This window comes from Streptomyces sp. SPB074 (genome assembly GCF_000154905.1).
GTDB lineage: Bacteria > Actinomycetota > Actinomycetes > Streptomycetales > Streptomycetaceae > Streptomyces.
The window spans coordinates 1,598,918-1,616,101 of sequence record NZ_GG770539.1 but is presented as its reverse complement, the minus strand read 5'-3'; the positions used below and the strand labels follow the sequence as shown (position 1 = coordinate 1,616,101).

At 72.0% G+C, this 17,184-nt stretch carries 12 protein-coding genes and 1 riboswitch; of the genes, 5 read left to right on the top strand and 7 right to left on the bottom strand.

Going from position 1 to position 17,184, the window contains the following annotated elements:
* Nucleotides 1–193: 193 nt before the first annotated feature.
* The 4 genes from rlmN to SSBG_RS06365 all read left to right on the top strand — a co-directional run bounded on the left by rlmN (nucleotide 194) and on the right by SSBG_RS06365 (nucleotide 6,107).
* On the top strand, nucleotides 194–1,303 hold the full coding sequence (gene rlmN, locus SSBG_RS06380) for a 23S rRNA (adenine(2503)-C(2))-methyltransferase RlmN (RefSeq protein WP_008745388.1): 1,110 nt from the start codon (nucleotides 194–196) through the stop codon (nucleotides 1,301–1,303).
* Nucleotides 1,304–1,656: 353 nt separating this feature from the next.
* Nucleotides 1,657–1,783, top strand: a riboswitch (TPP riboswitch).
* 75 nt (nucleotides 1,784–1,858) lie between these two features.
* Nucleotides 1,859–2,947, top strand: coding sequence for a thiamine ABC transporter substrate-binding protein (locus SSBG_RS06375; RefSeq protein ID WP_008745387.1), 1,089 nt, complete (start codon nucleotides 1,859–1,861; stop codon nucleotides 2,945–2,947).
* A gap of 125 nt (nucleotides 2,948–3,072) precedes the next feature.
* Nucleotides 3,073–4,884, top strand: a complete 1,812-nt coding sequence (locus SSBG_RS06370; protein ID WP_008745386.1) for an ABC transporter permease — start codon at nucleotides 3,073–3,075, stop codon at nucleotides 4,882–4,884.
* Nucleotides 4,885–5,054: 170 nt separating this feature from the next.
* Nucleotides 5,055–6,107 carry an ABC transporter ATP-binding protein gene (locus SSBG_RS06365; RefSeq protein ID WP_008745385.1) on the top strand — a complete coding sequence of 351 codons (1,053 nt, stop codon included), beginning with the start codon at nucleotides 5,055–5,057 and terminating at the stop codon, nucleotides 6,105–6,107.
* Nucleotides 6,108–6,270: 163 nt separating this feature from the next.
* Here the strand turns inward: SSBG_RS06365 and SSBG_RS06360 are convergent, their stop codons facing one another.
* The 5 genes from SSBG_RS06360 to SSBG_RS06340 form a co-directional block, all read right to left on the bottom strand.
* Complete coding sequence (locus SSBG_RS06360) at nucleotides 6,271–6,687, bottom strand: VOC family protein (RefSeq protein ID WP_008745384.1); 417 nt, start codon at nucleotides 6,685–6,687, stop codon at nucleotides 6,271–6,273.
* Between the two features lie 192 nt (nucleotides 6,688–6,879).
* Nucleotides 6,880–8,013, bottom strand: coding sequence for a hypothetical protein (locus SSBG_RS06355; protein WP_008745383.1), 1,134 nt, complete (start codon nucleotides 8,011–8,013; stop codon nucleotides 6,880–6,882).
* Nucleotides 7,995–8,747, bottom strand: a complete 753-nt coding sequence (locus tag SSBG_RS06350; RefSeq protein ID WP_008745382.1) for an ABC transporter ATP-binding protein — start codon at nucleotides 8,745–8,747, stop codon at nucleotides 7,995–7,997. The genes SSBG_RS06355 and SSBG_RS06350 overlap by 19 nt, the downstream gene beginning before the upstream one ends.
* A gap of 800 nt (nucleotides 8,748–9,547) precedes the next feature.
* Nucleotides 9,548–10,927: an aspartate aminotransferase family protein gene (locus SSBG_RS06345; protein ID WP_008745381.1), complete on the bottom strand. Its 1,380-nt coding sequence runs from the start codon at nucleotides 10,925–10,927 to the stop codon at nucleotides 9,548–9,550.
* A complete protein-coding gene (locus tag SSBG_RS06340; RefSeq protein ID WP_008745380.1) occupies nucleotides 10,912–11,400 on the bottom strand; it encodes an Lrp/AsnC family transcriptional regulator in 489 nt (162 codons plus the stop codon). Before SSBG_RS06340 ends, SSBG_RS06345 begins: the two co-directional genes overlap by 16 nt.
* A 511-nt stretch (nucleotides 11,401–11,911) precedes the next feature.
* Here SSBG_RS06340 and SSBG_RS06335 point away from each other — a divergent pair.
* Nucleotides 11,912–13,348 carry a gamma-aminobutyraldehyde dehydrogenase gene (locus tag SSBG_RS06335; RefSeq protein ID WP_008745379.1) on the top strand — a complete coding sequence of 479 codons (1,437 nt, stop codon included), beginning with the start codon at nucleotides 11,912–11,914 and terminating at the stop codon, nucleotides 13,346–13,348.
* Nucleotides 13,349–13,786: 438 nt separating this feature from the next.
* Here SSBG_RS06335 and SSBG_RS06330 read toward each other — a convergent pair whose 3' ends face one another.
* Together SSBG_RS06330 and SSBG_RS06325 are read right to left on the bottom strand one after the other, a co-directional pair.
* Entirely contained in the window at nucleotides 13,787–14,530 is a 744-nt protein-coding gene (locus SSBG_RS06330) for a glycerophosphodiester phosphodiesterase (RefSeq protein ID WP_008745378.1), read from the bottom strand.
* A gap of 20 nt (nucleotides 14,531–14,550) precedes the next feature.
* The gene (locus SSBG_RS06325; protein WP_037869080.1) at nucleotides 14,551–15,585 is read right to left on the bottom strand and encodes an adenosine deaminase; all 1,035 of its coding nucleotides are present in this window, start codon (nucleotides 15,583–15,585) and stop codon (nucleotides 14,551–14,553) included.
* Nucleotides 15,586–17,184: the final 1,599 nt, after the last annotated feature.

Here is a 17,184-nt window from a genome sequence, read left to right as displayed (position 1 = left end):
CCCGGCGCGCGTTACGCTGAAAGGGTCCGCCGTGACGTACGGCGGACCCTTTCGTGTACGGGCTCACGCCGCGTCGCGGCCCCGACGGGGCGACGTCGCGCGCGCCGTACGCCGCGTCGGGGCGCCCGCCCCGACGCGTCGTCGCGTCCTCGGGGACGCACGGCGCCGCACCGTATCTGAGGAGTACTGGCCCATGCCGCCCGCACCGGGAGAACTCACCTTCGTCGCGCCGCGTGGTGCCAAGAAGCCGCCTCGCCACCTCGCCGATCTCAGCCCCGCCGAGCGCAAGGAAGCCGTCGCCGCCATCGGCGAGAAGCCCTTTCGCGCCAAGCAGCTCTCGCAGCACTACTTCGCCCGCTACGCACAGGACCCCGCGCAGTGGACCGACATTCCCGCCGCGGCGCGGGGGCGGCTCCAGGAGGAACTGCTGCCCGAGCTGATGTCCGTCGTGCGGCACATCTCGTGCGACGACGACACGACGCGCAAGACGCTGTGGCGCCTCTTCGACGGCACGCTGGTCGAGTCGGTGCTCATGCGCTACCCCGACCGCGTCACCATGTGCATCTCCTCGCAGGCTGGCTGCGGCATGAACTGCCCGTTCTGCGCGACGGGGCAGGCCGGACTGGACCGGAACCTCTCGACGGCCGAGATCGTGCACCAGATCGTGGAGGGGATGCGTGCCCTGCGCGACGGGGAGATCCCCGGCGGGCCCGCGCGGCTGTCCAACATCGTCTTCATGGGCATGGGGGAGCCGCTCGCCAACTACAACCGCGTCGTGGGGGCGATCCGGCGGCTCACCGATCCCGAACCGGACGGGCTCGGGCTCTCGCAGCGCGGCATCACGGTGTCCACGGTGGGCCTCGTGCCCGCGATCCACCGCTTCGCGGACGAGGGCTTCAAGTGCAGGCTCGCCGTCTCGCTCCACGCTCCGGACGACGAGCTCAGGGACACCCTGGTGCCGGTCAACACGCGGTGGAAGGTCCGTGAGGTCCTGGACGCCGCGTGGGAGTACGCGGAGAAGTCGGGGCGGCGGGTGTCGATCGAGTACGCCCTCATCCGCGACATCAACGATCAGGCGTGGCGGGGCGACCTCCTGGGCCGCCTCCTCAAGAACAAGCGCGTGCACGTGAACCTCATCCCGCTCAACCCGACGCCCGGCTCGAGGTGGACGGCGTCGCGTCCGGAGGACGAGCGCGCCTTCGTGGACGCGATCGCGGCGCACGGGGTGCCCGTGACGGTGCGGGACACGCGGGGGCAGGAGATCGACGGCGCGTGCGGACAGCTGGCGGCGGCGGAGCGCTGAGCGCGGCGGCCTGTTGAACGCGGCGGTGCGGGCGGCGCGGCGCGAGCGGCGGAGGGCTGCGCGCGGGTGCGACGTGGGGCGATGCGACGTCCGGGCGCGACGACGCCGCGTGGCACGCCAGGGTGCGGCCTGAGGTGCCGCCGTGACGTGAGACGACGCGACGCCACGCGGCGCTTGTGCAGCCCGTGACGCCCCGCGCCGCGTAGGCGATGCGGCGTGGCCGCAGTACGTCGCGTGGCCGGTCCGCGCGCGGACGGCGCGGGAGCCCGGCGCGGGGTAGCGATAGGGTGTGCGAGCACCATCGCTCGTGGCGTGACCGGGAGCGGGACAATTTCATACTCCGTACGACGTACACATTCCGACAGGGGAGCGCCGCAGCGCTGAGAGTGCGACAACCACACCGGCCAACGGTGTACAGGTCGCAGACCCTCTGAACCTCGCCCGGGTCATTCCAGGTAGGGAGTTCGGTCACCACTCATGCTGTTGTGCCCTGCCCCCGGCCTCACCCGTCGCGGGCAGGGCAGCGTCTTCTCCTGGCCACACCAGGAGGAATTCATGACCGCCCGCCGTAGGGCCGCCGCCGTCATAGTCGCGGCGGGCCTCGCCGCCACATCCCTCGCCGCTTGCGGCGACGACTCCGGTGCCGACGCCGGCTCGTCGCGCCGCAAGACCGTCACACTCGTCAGCCACGACTCCTTCGCGGCGTCCAAGAGCGTGCTGAAGAAGTTCGAGCAGAAGACCGGCTACCACCTCAAGGTCCTCAAGAGCGGGGACGCGGGCCAGGCGGTGAACCAGGCCGTTCTCACCAAGGGCCACCCGCAGGGCGATGTGTTCTTCGGCGTGGACAACACGCTGCTGTCCCGAGCCCTGAACGAGGGAGTCTTCGCGTCGTACGAGGCGAAGGGGCTCTCCGCCGTGCCGGCCGACCTTCGGCTCGACGACGCGCGGCATCGCGTCACGCCCATCGACACGGGCGACATCTGCGTCAACTACGACAAGAAGTACTTCGCGGACAAGAAGCTCGACCCGCCCCGGACCCTCGACGACCTCGCCGACCCCGCCTACAAGAATCTGCTCGTCACGGAGAACACCGCGACGTCCTCCCCGGGGCTCGGCTTCCTGCTCGGCAGCGTCGCGCGGTACGGCGAGCAGGGCTGGCAGACGTACTGGAAGAAGCTCCGCCACAACGGTGTCAAGGTCGTGGACAGCTGGGAGCAGGCGTACAACGAGGAGTTCTCGGGCTCGGCAGGTGGCCGCAAGGCCGGCGGTGACCGGCCGCTCGTCGTCTCGTACGCCTCCAGCCCGCCCGTGGAAGTCCTGTACGCGGACCCGCGGCCCAAGGAAGCGCCCACAGGCGTCGCGACCGGGACGTGCTTCCGGCAGACCGAGTGCGCGGGCCTGCTCGACGGCGCGCCCAATCCGGAGGGTGGCAAGGCGCTCCTCGACTTCCTTCTGAGCGGGACGTTCCAGCGCGACATGCCGCTCCAGATGTTCGTCAAGCCCGTCGTGAAGGGGACGCCGTTGCCGGACCTGTTCACGCGGTACGGAGCCAGCTCCGACGGAGCGCGGACCCTCGCTCCGGAAAAGATCGCCGAGCACCGTGAGGACTGGATCAACACCTGGACCTCACTGGCCGTCAAGTGAGAACGAGGGGGACGTCGCGCGAGGGGCGGGACGACGCGCGGGGCGCTGCGCCCGGCGATGCGCTCCCGCGCGACGTACGTCGCGTGGACGCGTCGCCACGTACCGCGCGACGTCGCCTCGCCACGATGCGTCCCGAGGCGCGGCGTCGCGGCGTCGTTCTGCTTCTCGTCGCCGGACCCGCGCTCTTCTTCGCGCTGTTCTTCGGCTACCCCGTCGCGGCGATCATGGGGCGTGGGCTGCACACCTCGACAGGGTGGCAGCTCGACGCGGTCGCCGACGTCCTTGGGCGACGTGACATACGCGACGTCCTCTGGTTCACCACGTGGCAGGCGCTGGCGTCCACGGCGCTGACACTTCTCCTCGCGCTGCCCGGCGCGTACGTCTTCGCGCGCTTCGCCTTCCCCGGAAAGGGCGTGCTGCGCGCCGTCGTCACGGTGCCGTTCGTCCTCCCCACCGTGGTGGTCGGCAGCGCCTTCCTTGCCGTACTCGGTCGCGGCGGGCTCCTGGACGCGCTGTGGGGTGTGCGCCTGGACACCACCGTGTGGGCGATCCTCGCGGCCCATGTCTTCTTCAACTACTCCGTCGTGGTGCGCACGGTGGGCGGCTTGTGGGCGCAGCTGGACCCGCGGCAGGAAGACGCCGCGCGAACTCTGGGCGCCTCGCGCTGGGGCGCTTGGCGGACGATCACGCTGCCGGCCTTGGTTCCGGCGGTGGCATCCGCAGGACTGATGGTGTTCTTGTTCACGTTCACGTCGTTCGGGATCGTGCAGATCCTCGGGGGCCCCGCCCACGCGACACTCGAAGTCGAGATCTACCGGCAGACGGCGCAGCTGCTCGATCTCCCCACGGCGGCGGTGCTGACGCTCGTGCAGTTGGGCGCCGTCGTCGCGGTGCTGGCGTTGCACGCGTGGGCGGTGCGCCGGGGCGAGAGCACGCTACGGCTCGTGGACCCCTCGCGTACGGCGCGGCGGCCGCGCGGCGCGGCGCAGTGGGCCCTGCTGGGCGGCGTCCTGGGCGTCATCATGGTTCTCCTCGTCCTGCCCCTCGCCGTGCTCTTCGTACGTGCCTTCGATACACCGGAAGGCTTCGGGCTGACCTACTTCCGCGCCCTCGGCTCCGCCGACGGAGGGACCTTCCTCGTCGCCCCGATCGCCGCGGTCGGCAACTCCCTGCGCTACGCGGCCGTGGCGACGCTCATCGCGCTCCTCGTGGGCGGCCTCGCCGCTGTCGCGCTCAGCCGGGAGCGACGCGGGCGAGACGGTCGGCCGGGCGGCACGTCGGGGCTCCTGCGCGGGTTCGACGCGTTGCTGATGCTGCCGCTCGGCGTTTCGGCGGTGACCGTGGGCTTCGGGTTCCTCATCGCACTCGACGAACCTCCGCTCGATCTGCGCGCGTCCTGGATGCTCGTTCCGCTGGCCCAGGCGCTCGTGGGCGCGCCCTTCGTCGTACGCACGATGCTTCCCGTGCTGCGCGCCATCGACCAGCGGCTGCGGGACGCGGCGTCGGTGCTGGGGGCGACGCCGCGGCAGGTGTGGTGGGAGGTCGATCTGCCGTTGGTACGTCGCTCGGTGCTCGTGGCCGCCGGCTTCGCCTTCGCGGTCTCGCTGGGTGAGTTCGGGGCCACCGTCTTCCTCGCCCGCCCGGACAACCCGACGTTGCCCGTCGCCGTGGCGCGGCTCCTGGGACGTCCGGGCGATCTGAACTACGGACAGGCGATGGCGCTCTCCACCGTCCTCATGCTGGTGTGCGTCGTCTCGCTGCTCGTCCTGGAACGGCTGCGTCCGCGCGATCCGCGCGACAGCGCAGCGGGTGCGCCCGCCCGCAGAAGCCCCCACTACGCGGCGCCCATTGTCGGACGCCGCGACTCGGCCAGGTCTACGGGCCACGTGCGCACTGCGGAAGCCGAGGGGCTCCGAACGAAGGAGAGGTCGCGCTGATGCCGCGTTTCGGTCGTGCACGCCACGAGAGCGTCGGCGAAGTTCCGGCGCGTGACGGTGGGGGAGCGGGGTGCGCGGCGACGTCGCGTGCTGCCGGTACGTCGCCTTTCGCGGGTGCGTCGCGCGCCCTGGGGACGACGCCCGCCGCGGTACCGCGCGATGTCGGCGCCGTGAGGGAGGGTTCGGAGGACGGGACAGCCTTGCGCGTCGTCAACGCGACGGTGCGCTTCGGGGAGGGCCGGCTGGCGCTCGACGCGGTGGACCTGGCGGTGAGCGCGCACGAGGTCGTGTGTGTCCTGGGGCCCAGCGGGAGCGGGAAGTCGACGCTGCTGCGTGCCGTGGCGGGCTTGCAGCCGCTCGACGCCGGGAGCGTGTGGCTCGGCGGTGAGGACCAGCGCGACGTACCGGTGCACCGGCGCGGTGTGGGGCTCATGTTCCAGGACCACCAGCTCTTCCCGCAGCGCGACGTCGCGGGCAACGTCGCGTTCGGCCTGCGGATGCGTCGGGTGCCGGCGAGCGTTCGCAAGGCACGCGTCGCCGAGTTGCTCGCGCTCGTCGGACTCGCCGAGGCGGGGCGGCGCGGCGTCGGCTCCCTCTCGGGAGGGGAGCAGCAGCGCGTCGCTCTGGCGCGGGCGCTCGCGCCCCGGCCGAGTCTCCTCATGCTCGACGAGCCGTTCGGGCAACTCGACCGGGCGTTGCGTGAACGGCTCGTGCAGGAGCTGCGCGAGCTGTTCACCGCGTTGGGTACCACCGTGCTCGCCGTGACGCACGATCAGGGCGAGGCGTTCGCCCTGGCCGATCGCGTGGTCATCATGCGCGACGGTGCCGTCACGCAGTCCGGGGCGCCGCTCGACGTATGGCGCCGACCGGCCGATTCCTTCGTGGCGCGTTTCCTCGGCTTCGGCAACCTGGTACCGGCGAGTGTCACGGGGCAGGTGGCCGAGACGCCGTGGGGGCGGCTGTCGCTCGCGGAGGGCGTCGTGGCGCCGCCCGGTCAGCACACGGTGCTCGTACGCCCCGGAGGAGTCCGCCTCGTCGCTGAGGCGGACGGGCTTCCGTGCGAGGTCGTCGCGCGGACCTTCCACGGCACGCACGTCGCGCTACGACTGCGACCGCGGGATGCGCCTGAGATCGAGGCGACGTGCGCGTTGCACGAGGCGCCGGCGCGCGGGGACCACGTGGGTGTCGCTTTCGACGCCCAGGACGTCGTGGTGCTGGGCTGAGCGGTACGTCGCGTGCCGCGTGGTGAGTGACGCTGCGCGCCGCGACGCGGCGGCGCGACGTCCCTTGGTCTGGCGTCGCGCGCCGGCCCTGTGCGACGCCACGTCGCGTGCGTCGCCACGTCGCGTGCGTCGCCGCGTCGCGCGACGTCGCGTCGGGCGTTGCTCAGTCCTGGACCTGCGCGGGGTCCATCCACACGACCTCCCAGACGTGGCCGTCGGGGTCGGCGAAGGAACGTCCGTACATGAAGCCGTGGTCCTCGGCCTCGCGTGCGGGGCTGCCGCCCGAGGCGAGCGCGCGGTCGGCGAGCATGTCGACCTCCTCCCGGCTGCGCGCGCTCAGCGCGAGCAGAACCTCGGTGGTCGCGCCGGCGTCAGCGGGCGATTTGCCCTCCGGGGTGAACTGGGCGAAGCGTTCCCGTGTGTGCAGCATGGTGACGATCGTGTCGCTGATGACCACGCTCGCGGTCTGCTCGTCGGTGAACTGCTCGTTGAGGCGAAAGCCCAGGTCGGTGAAGAATTTCTTCGCGCGGTCGAGATCGTTGACGACAAGATTGACGAAGATCATCTGCTGATAGGTCATCGGGTACTCCTGTTTCGGGAAAAGACGAAGATGCGGTGGGCCGAGCGAAGCGGTGAGCAGAGCGCGAGGGCGCACTGAGTGGTGCGCCCTCGCGAGGTGTCCCCGCCGCCTTGTGCCAGAGATGACCGTCGCGAGTGCCGGGACTCATCGGTGTCGCGGCGCCAGGATGCGCACGGCGCCCGCGACGACGCGTCAGTGACCGACCGGCAACGTCGCGAGTGCCGCGACGGCCCACGTCAGCGGGAGGAGTCCCACCAGCACGGTGCCCACCCGAAGTGCCACCGCCGTACGGAGCGTCGCGACGGGCGTCCCCGACTGCGCCAGCGCCGCGGTGGTGTCCGTGCGGGCCTGGCGGGACTCGACGGCGGCCAGCAGAAGCGCGGTCGCCGCGCACGCCACTACGAGGCCCACACCGAGCGCGGTGAGCGGCCCCGTCGCCCGGTACGTCGCGTCGCCGCCGTACGCCGCGGAGAGCGCCGCGCCCACCGCCACCGCGACGCCGAGGGGACGGCCCACGCGGCGGGCCTCCTCCTGGAGGCCGCGCCCCGCGAGGAGACGTACGGCCCCTGGACGGCCCGATTGCAGGAGCTTCCCGCACAGCCACGTGATCCCCGGGCCCGCGACGGCGAGGCCCGCAGCGATCAGTGCCCAGCCGGCCACGACACCGCCGGGCACGCCATCACGCCCCGCGAGTGCCTTCGCGGAAAGGCCGGCCGTTCCCTCGCCCAGCGTCGCGCGTACGGCGAACCCGGCAGCGAGCAGCGCGACCCCCCAGGGAAGGCCGGGAGGAGCCGACGTCGCGGGCGGCGTTCCGGGCGTGGCAGGGACGGGGGTGAGGGCCGCTGCCGCCACCGCGGTCGCCGCGGGGACGAGGACAAGAAGGGTCAGTACTGCCGCGACGGGCAGGCCGAAGCCCGTACCCAATGCCTTCGCGGCGCCGTCGCCCAGTGGCCGGACACCGAGGCTGCCGCGACCGAGGAGGAACAGGAGCAGCGCGACGACGGAGCCCAGGGCGCAGAACGCCGCGGTGGCGGTGCCCGCGAGCAGGCGCAGGCCGCGAGGGGAGAGGCCGTAGGGAGGCCGGCCCCGTTCGGGGCGGAGCGCGGGGTCGGTGCGGGACACGGCGGCCGCGACGTACACCGTGGCGGCCAGGGGGACGAGGCACCAGGCGAGGTGACGGACCGAGCTTGCCGCGCCGTCGTGCGACAGGGCGTGCCCCAGCGCGGCCAGGAGAAGGAAGCCGGTGCCCGCCGACGCCGCGCTCACGAGGAGACGCCGCGCCTGGACGAGCGGCCTGCCGCCGCGTACTAGACGGAGACTGAGCACGTCGCCTTCCCCTCTTCCGTACCGGGAACGTCGCCGGGGACGGACGTCGCGGGCGCGAGGCGTCCGTCCCGCAGGGCGACGGAGCGGTCGGTGAGTTCCGCCGCTTCGTCGCCGTGGGTCGTGAGGAGCAGGGTGATGCCGTGCGTGCGCGCCGCTGTGATGAGGGTGCGCAGCAGGACGGCGCGGTCCGCGGAGTGCAGCGTCGCGGTCGGCTCGTCGGCGAAGAGGAGCGCGGGAGTGCCGGCGAGCGCGCGGGCCATCGCGACGCGGCGTTGCTCCAGGTGGGTGAGGGCGTGGGGGCGGCGTCGCGCGCATCGTGCGATGTCGAGGCGGTCGAGCCATTCCGTGGCCACGTCGCGTGCCGCGCGGTGGGGGACGCCGCGCAGGAGGAGGGGCAGCGCCGCGTTCTCCCAGGCGGTGAGCTCCGGGGCGAGGCGCGGTGTCTCCTCCAGCCATCCGAAGTGGTCGCGCCGTACACGGGCACACCGACCCGTCGAAAGTTCGTGGAGGGGCACGCCGTCGAACCAGACGCCGCCCCGGTCGGGGCGGATCATGCCGGCGAGACAGCGCAGCAAGGTGGAGCGTCCGCTGCCGCGTGGGCCGCCCACGGCGAGGATCTCGCCATGTCGCAGGCTGAGCGTCACGTCGCTCAGCACGGGGGAGCCGTGACGGGTCACGTGCAGGCCCTCGGCCCGCAGCACGTCGTCGGCCGGGGATGGCGAGGGGGCAACCATGCAGTGCACCTCAGTTCCGCTCGGGGCCGTCGGATTCGGGGCGGCGTCGCGCCCGCGTCGCGACGCTGCCGTGCCGCGAGGCGGCGGGCTGACGTCGCGTCGGTGGCCGGAGTGTCGCGAGGAGCGCGTTGTTCGTCCCTAAATCGCCTGGAACGTAACACGCGGCGTGCGGCGTCGCGCGCCATCCGGGGCGACGGCGCGACGACGCGATGACGGGCGATGGGCCACGGGGCGGACGGCGGGGCGTCGCGCCGTACGGGCGCCGTCAGGGCGGCATCGCGCTGTCACGGTGCGCGGAGGGCCAGGGCGCCGGCCTCGCGCCGCGTCATGTCGCGTACGGCGCGACGATGACGCGTCGTGCCGTGCCGTGCCGGGGGCAGCTGCAGCTGTCGCGTCGGGCCGTCGTGGGGCGGCGTCGCGTGGGGGCGGGCCGTCCTGCTCTTCCGTATCGCCGCGTGTGTGGTGCCGCGTCGTGCGCAGCGCGCGACGTTGGTGCCGTGCGACGCCGCGACGCGACGTCGCGCCCCGGCTACGTCACGCCGCGTCTCGGTCTTCCGCGTCGCCGGCCGCCACGTAGCCGCGCGCGACGTCGCGCGGGTACGGCGCCCCGCAGCGCGCCACGTGGCCCCTACGCCGCGCCCGACGGCGGCGCGCCACGCCACCCCCTCCGGTCTGCCCCCCCCACGTCGAGTACCCCACGACACCGCCCCAGGAAGACCCCCGCCCCGCCCTCACCCGTACGAGTGAGGGCGGGCCCGGGGGACGGGCCGGGACCGGCATCGCGTCCGAGGCGCCCGGGCTCAGATCTTCGCCCATGCCTCCGTGAGGACCTGGCGGATGATGCTCTCGATCTCGTCGAAGGTGGACTGGTCGGAGATGAGCGGCGGCGAGAGCTGGATGACCGGGTCGCCGCGGTCGTCGGCGCGGCAGTACAGGCCGTACTCGTAGAGCTTCTTGGAGACGAAGCCGTAGAGGATGCGTTCGCTTTCCTCGTCGGTGAAGGTCTCCTTAATGGTTTTGTCCTTGACGAGTTCGATGCCGTAGAAGAAGCCGTTGCCCCGGACGTCGCCGACGATGGGGAGGTCCCGGAGGCGGTTGAGGGTGCCGAGGAAGGCGGCCTCGTTGTCGAGGACGTGCTGGTTGAGGTTCTCGCGCTCGAAGATGTCGAGGTTGGCGAGGGCCACGGCGGCGGAGACGGGGTGGCCGCCGAAGGTGTAGCCGTGCAGGAAGGTGTTGCCGCCCTCGTAGAACGGGGCGGCGAGGCGGTCGGAGACGACGCAGGCGCCGATCGGCGAGTAGCCGGAGGTCATGCCCTTGGCGCAGGTGATCATGTCCGGTACGTAGCCGAACTTGTCGCACGCGAACATCGTGCCGAGGCGGCCGAAGGCGCAGATCACCTCGTCCGAGACGAGGAGGACGTCGTACTGGTCGCAGATCTCCCGGATCCGCTGGAAGTAGCCGGGCGGCGGCGGGAAGCAGCCGCCGGCGTTCTGGACGGGTTCGAGGAAGACGGCCGCGACGGTCTCGGGGCCCTCGAAGAGGATCTGCTGCTCGATCTGGTCGGCGGCCCAGCGGCCGAACGCCTCGGGGTCGTCGCCGTGGATCGGCGCGCGGTAGATGTTGGTGTTCGGGACCTTGTGCGCTCCTGGCACGAGGGGTTCGAACGGTGCCTTGAGAGCCGGGAGCCCGGTGATCGACAAGGCGCCCTGCGGGGTTCCGTGGTAGGCGACGGCGCGTGAGATGACCTTGTACTTGGTCGGCTTGCCGGTCAGTTTGAAGTACTGCTTGGCGAGCTTCCAGGCGGTCTCGACGGCCTCGCCGCCCCCCGTCGTGAAGAAGACCTTGTTGAGGTCGCCCGGGGCGTGGTGGGCGAGGCGTTCCGCGAGCTGGATCGCGGAGGGGTGCGCGTAGGACCAGACGGGGAAGAACGCGAGGTCCTTCGCCTGGCGGTGCGCCGCCTCGGCCAGCTCGGCGCGGCCGTGTCCCGCCTGGACCACGAAGAGGCCCGCGAGGCCGTCCAGGTAGCGCTTGCCCCGGTCGTCGTAGATGTAGGTGCCCTCGCCCCGCACGATCGTGGGGACGGGCGCGTTCTCGTACGACGACATGCGTGTGAAGTGCATCCACAGGTGGTCGTACGCGGTTCGGGAGAGGTCCTTGCTCACGGCTATCGGGTTCCCCACATGTAGGTCTGCTTCTTGAGCTTGAGATAGACGAAGCTCTCGGTGGAACGCACTCCGGGGAGGGTGCGAATCCGTCTGTTGATCACATCGAGCAGGTGGTCGTCGTCCTCGCACACGATTTCGGCCAGCAGGTCGAAGGAGCCGGCGGTGAGGACGACGTACTCGACCTCCTGCATCGCGGCGAGCGCGTCCGCCACGGGGTCGAGGTCGCCCTTGACGTTGATGCCGACCATCGCCTGCCGCCGGAAGCCGACGGTCAGGGGATCGGTGACCGCCACGATCTGCATGACGCCCTGGTCGAGCAGCTTCTGCACGCGCTGCCGCACCGCCGCCTCGGAGAGCCCCACGGCCTTGCCGATCGCGGCGTACGGGCGCCGACCGTCCTCCTGGAGCTGCTCGATGATCGCCAGTGAGACGGCGTCGAGGGCGGAGCTGCCGTTACCGGTTCTGATTTCTGAGCTACGACTGGCCACCTCGTCACTCTGCCGGAGAAGTCCGCAGTTCCGCAAGGATGAATCGATGAAATCCGTTGCCTATAGGTGCTGAAAAAACCGATTCCGCAGCCTGGGGGGATCTGCTGTGTCGAAAGCGTCACCCTTGCGGCTAGGGTGGGTGTCTCATGCTTTGGACACGGGCTGTCGGCCCCTTGGTCTTCGGAAGCTCCAGGCTTCAGATTTCGGACCTTCGGGTTGTAGGACCTTCGGTTTGAGGACTTTCGGGCGTGAGGGGCGCTGGTTTCTCTGGCCTGCGGGACCCCGGGCCTTGCGTGCTTCGGGTTCCTGACCTGGGGTCTCGGGCGCCCGGGGTGTTCGGGCCTGGGGCCTCGGTTCGACCGGTGGCCCGGCCGCGGGGTTCCCGCGCCCGAGTCCGTCAGCCGTGGGCTTCGTGCTCCGAGCGTGAGGCAGGAGCCCGGGAGACCGCGCTCCGGTCAGTGAACAGGGAGTCCCGGCCGCCGGGCTCCGGACATCGACAGGAGGGCCGGCAGTGACCACCGACCTGCGCCGACTGCGCAACTACATCAACGGCGAGTTCCGCGACGCCGCGGACGGCGCCACCACGGAGGTCGTGAACCCGGCCACCGGAGAGGCATATGCCACGGCGCCTCTGTCGCGCGCCGCCGACGTGGACGCCGCGATGGACGCCGCCGCGACGGCGTTTCCCGCGTGGCGCGACGTGACGCCGGCGGAGCGCCAGCGCGCTCTGCTGCGGATCGCCGACGCCTTCGAGGAGCGCGCCGAGGAACTCATCGCGGCGGAGGTCGAGAACACCGGCAAGCCGACCGGGCTCACCCGCAGCGAGGAAATTCCGCCGATGGTGGACCAGATCCGCTTCTTCGCGGGCGCCGCGCGGATGCTCGACGGACGCTCGGCGGGCGAGTACATGGAGGGCCTCACCTCCTTCGTACGGCGCGAGCCGATCGGCGTCTGCGCCCAGGTCGCGCCGTGGAACTATCCGATGATGATGGGCGTCTGGAAGTTCGCCCCAGCGCTCGCCGCCGGCAACACCGTCGTCCTCAAGCCCTCGGACACGACGCCCGCCTCGACCGCTCTGATGGCCGAGATCATCGGCTCCGTGCTGCCCGTCGGCGTCTTCAACGTCGTCTGCGGCGACCGCGACACGGGGCGCCTCATGGTCGAGCACCGCACGCCCGCCATGGCCTCGATCACCGGCTCCGTGCGCGCCGGCACCGAGGTCGCCGGCTCGGCCGCCAAGGACCTCAAGCGCGTCCACCTCGAACTGGGCGGCAAGGCGCCCGTCGTCGTCTTCGAGGACGCCGATCTCGCCAAGGCCGTCTCGGGCATCTCCGAGGCCGGCTACTTCAACGCCGGGCAGGACTGCACCGCCGCCACGCGCGTCCTCGTCCACGAGTCGGTGCACGACGAGTTCGTCGCCGCGCTCGCCGAGGCCGCCTCGGAACTGCGCACCGCGGGCCCCGACGACGAGGACGCCTTTTACGGGCCGCTCAACAACGCCAACCAGCTCGCGCAGGTCAGCGGCTTCATCGACCGGCTGCCCGCGCACGCCAAGGTCGAGACGGGCGGACGCCGCGTCGGCGACAAGGGCTACTTCTACGCGCCGACCGTCGTCTCCGGGCTGCGGCAGGACGACGAGATCATCCAGAACGAGGTCTTCGGGCCCGTCATCACGGTCCAGTCCTTCACCGACGAGGCCCAGGCCCTCGCGTACGCGAACGACGTCGAGTACGCACTCGCCTCGTCCGTCTGGACGAAGGACCACGCGCGCGCCATGCGCATGTCGAAGTCGCTCGACTTCGGGTGCGTGTGGATCAACACGCACATCCCGCTCGTCGCCGAGATGCCGCACGGCGGCTTCAAGAAGTCGGGCTACGGCAAGGACCTGTCGCTGTACGGGTTCGACGATTACACGCGCGTCAAGCACGTGATGACCTCGCTGGACTGAGGAGGGGACCTCGGCGCGTCCGGCGTGCCGGAGGGAACGGAAGGAACGGATAGGAGAGGACGGCTCGTGTCGCGGTGTGTCGCGGCGCGGGCCGTCCTTGTGCGGAGGTACGTCGCGGGGCGGGGGCGGGGCGCGACGTCGCGCGCGGTGCGGGGCGTCGAACGGTGCGGGTCCTGCGGTACGTCGCGGGGGCGGCACGCGTCGCGTGGGGGCGAGGACGTCGCGTACGGGGCCGCTACGGGTGTGCGCACATGCCTGCGGCACGTAGGGCGTGCACGTCGGTCAAGCGGTGGGGCTCTCGCTGCCAGACGCGGACGAGGCGTTTGCGATGGCGCAGCAGATCGTGCGGACGCTGCTCCGCGCCGAACGTCGCGACGTCGCGTCACGTGGCGTCACGTGACGTCGCGACGCGACATCCCCCCGCCGTCGTACGCGACGCTACGACGCCGCGACATCCCCCGACGCCGCGTCGCCCGGGCGAAGTGACGGAGGTACGAGGCCCGCGCGGGTACGTTCCTCGCACGCGACGCCGACACGGTTGCTCGTCACCGAGTCGACACCGGCCGCGAGCAGACGACGCAGCGATCGCCGTGTGTCCGGCGTCCAGGCGGAGACGAGGTAGCCGGCGCGGTGCAGCGAGGCGACGAGCCCGGCGTCGAGGAGACCGAAACGGTAATTGAGCCAGCGTGGCCGGACCACGTCGAGGAGCGCGGGGCGTGGCGGGGCGAGCGTCGTCCAGGTCAGCGCGATCTCCGCATCGGGATCCTGGGCGCGTACGGCGAGCATCGCGTCGGCACCGGCGCAGTAGTACACGCGCGACGTCGCGCCGCTGTCGCGTACGACGCCCAGGACGGCGCGCACCGTGCGCGCCGTCGCGGAGGGCAGATCGATCATGACGCGACGTCCCGACGTCGCGCCGAGAGCGTCAGCGAGGGAGGGCACGCCGCCCCCGGTACGCCGCGCGACGTCCTCGGCCGTGACGTCGCCGAGCCGCGCGTCGATCTCCCACAACCGCGCGAGCGTCGCGTCGTGGAGGAGCAGCGGAACGCCGTCGCGCGTCAGCCGGACGTCGAGTTCGACGGCGTCGGCGCCGCTCGCGAAAGCGGAAAGCAGCGAGGCGAGGGTGTTCTCACGGAAACGGTACGGATCGCCGCGATGTCCCACGGCCGTGACGGTGCGCATGGGGGCATGTCATCACAGCGTCAGGGCGCAAGCCAGGCGCCGAGGTACGCGTCGATCTCGGCGTGGAGCCGTGTCTTGCCCACGGTGTCCAGGAACGACGCCTCCACGGCGTTCGTCGCCAGCTCCGCCAGGCCGCGTTCGTCCAGGCCGAGGAGCGAGGCGGCGACGGCGTACTCGTTGTTGAGATCCGTGCCGAACATCGGCGGGTCGTCGCTGTTGATGGTCACGAGGACGCCCGCGTCGACCATCTGCTTGACCGGGTGCTCGGCGAGATCCGCGACGGCGCGCGTCGCGATGTTGGACGTCGGGCACACCTCCAGCGGGATGCGGTGCTCCGCGAGGTGCGCGAGCAGCCGCGCATCCTTCACGGCGCTCGTCCCGTGGCCGATGCGCTCGGCACCCAGTTCATTGAGCGCGTCCCAGATCGTCTCCGGGCCGGTCGTCTCGCCGGCGTGCGGAACGGAGCGCAGACCCGCGGCTCGCGCGCGGTCGAAGTACGGCTTGAACTGCGGGCGGGGCACCCCGATCTCCGGGCCTCCGAGACCGAAGCTGATGAGCCCCTCGGGGCCCAGCTCCGTGGCGAGGTGCGCCGTCTCCTCCGCCGCTTCGAGACCGGCTTCGCCCGGGATGTCGAAGGACCAGCGCAGCGCGACGTTCAGCTCCTTCTCGGCGGCGTGACGTGCGTCCTCGATGGCCTCCATGAAGGCGTGCGCGTCGATACCGCGCCGCGTCGAGCTGTACGGCGTGACGGTCAGTTCCGCGTAGCGGATGTTCTGGCGCGCCATGTCGCGCGCGACCTCGAAGGTCAGCAGCCGGACGTCCTCAGGCGTGCGGATGAGGTCCACGACGGAGAGGTAGACCTCGATGAAGTGCGCGAAGTCCGTGAACGTGAAGTAGTCCGCGAGGGCCTCGGGCGCCGTGGGCACCCGCGTGTCGCTGTGGCGCGCGGCGAGCGCCGCGACGATGCGCGGCGAGGCGGAGCCGACGTGGTGCACGTGCAGTTCGGCCTTGGGCAGGCCGGCGATGAAGGTGTGCAGCTCGGTGGAGACGTTCATGGGTCCTCGCGGTCCTTCCCCGGTCAGGGCGGTGGACCGGTCCCGGCGCCGGTCGGGGATCATCGTAGGACGGGGCGTCGCGCGACATGTGGCCGGGATGGGCGACGATGCGGTACTGCGGTACGTCACGCGACGCGACGCGGCGTCGGGTTGCGGGAAGGCGATGCGGCAATGCGGGGCGACGTCGCGACGACCCGCCGCGACATCGGGCCGAGGCGCGCGGTCGAGGCGGGGAAAAGGGGAGCGGATGGACGCGAGGGAGCGGGACGACGGGGACCACGTGGCGTGGGAGGCGGATGCGGCGCGCGAGGACGTGCGGGATGAAGGCGGCGGCGGGAACGTCGCGCGGGGACGAGAGGTCGCGTCGGGCGACGGGGGTCCGCGCGACGTGGCCTGCGAGGACGACGCGGCGTACGAGACTGACGGGGTGGGGGCGGGGCTGGATGACGCGGCGTCGGGGGGTGGCCGTCGGGCGTCCGGGGGCGACGTGCCGGGGTCGTTCGTGAGCGACGGTACGGCTCCGTTCAGGGCCCCGGCCTCCTGGCCCGCGCCGCTGCCGGGGACAAGGTTACCCGACGTCGCGCCGTGGCCCCCGGGCCCCGCTCTCCCCGGCGCCTCGTCCACGACGAGGCCGGTTGGAAGCGACGCACCGTCGGGACGGGGCGAGACTGCCGTACGAGGTATCCCCACGTCGCCCGCCGGCCCCGGCTGGGCGGCGTTCGGCTACCCCCTCGCCCACGATGCGCTCGGCGGTGCGCCGCACGCGGGGAACGCGTCGCCGCCCTACGCCGTGGGGCCGCCGTACGGCGCGTCGTCCGCCGCTACGTCGGCCGACGTAGCGGCGCAGTCGGTAGCTGGGGCGCACGCCGCGTACCCTGCGCCTCTTCTGAAACCAACGGCGCCGTCGCCCGCGCCACCGCAGATGGGGCCGCCCCACGCCGCGTCATCCGGGCCGCATCCCGCCCCCTTCGCGAGCCCGCACGTCGCGTCGTCCGCGCCGCACGTTGCGTCGTCCGCGCCGCACGTTGCGCCAAGCGGTGCGTTGCCGTCGGCCGCTGGAGCGGCACGCGCCGCGCTCGCACTCGGCGTGGTCGCGGTGCTCTCCTACGGGCTCGCTTTCATCCTGGACACCGGAGGCGCCGTGGTTCTTTGGTTCCTCGGGCTCGCGACGGGAGTACTCGCCGTCGTGTTCGGCGCGGTGGGAGCGGGACGTGCGCGGCGTGCGGGCGGGCCTGGGCGGGGCATGTCGCTGGCGGGGCTCGTGTGCGGGATCGTCGGCCTGGCGGGCGGACTCGCCGTCGTGGTGGCGGGTGTCGTGCTGGCGGCGGGGGAGGGGAACGACGCGAGTGGCCGGACGCATGAGCACCACGCACACGCGTCGTACGGTGCGCAGCACGGGACGCGCGCGACGTCACGCTGACATCGCGGTACCGCGACGTCGCACATACGCCGCGCCGACGTGGGCCTTCGACACGGATGTACGTCGCGTCGATGTCGCGTGCCTTGTGCCGCGCCGACGTTGCGGCACAGCCGCGTCCCGCGCTCCGTCCGCGCCGCCACCGTGACCGTGCAGCGCCGTTTGCCTGCCGCGTCGGTGTC

Bases quoted from the DNA above. Each gene is read 5' to 3' on its own strand.
- SSBG_RS06375 (WP_008745387.1), top strand. From the start codon at position 1,859: ATGACCGCCCGCCGTAGGGCCGCCGCCGTCATAGTCGCGGCGGGCCTC.
- SSBG_RS06350 (WP_008745382.1), bottom strand. From the start codon at position 8,747: ATGGTTGCCCCCTCGCCATCCCCGGCCGACGACGTGCTGCGGGCCGAG.
- SSBG_RS06370 (WP_008745386.1), top strand. From the start codon at position 3,073: ATGCGTCCCGAGGCGCGGCGTCGCGGCGTCGTTCTGCTTCTCGTCGCC.
- SSBG_RS06360 (WP_008745384.1), bottom strand. From the start codon at position 6,687: ATGACCTATCAGCAGATGATCTTCGTCAATCTTGTCGTCAACGATCTC.
- SSBG_RS06330 (WP_008745378.1), bottom strand. From the start codon at position 14,530: ATGCGCACCGTCACGGCCGTGGGACATCGCGGCGATCCGTACCGTTTC.
- SSBG_RS06325 (WP_037869080.1), bottom strand. From the start codon at position 15,585: ATGAACGTCTCCACCGAGCTGCACACCTTCATCGCCGGCCTGCCCAAG.
- rlmN (WP_008745388.1), top strand. From the start codon at position 194: ATGCCGCCCGCACCGGGAGAACTCACCTTCGTCGCGCCGCGTGGTGCC.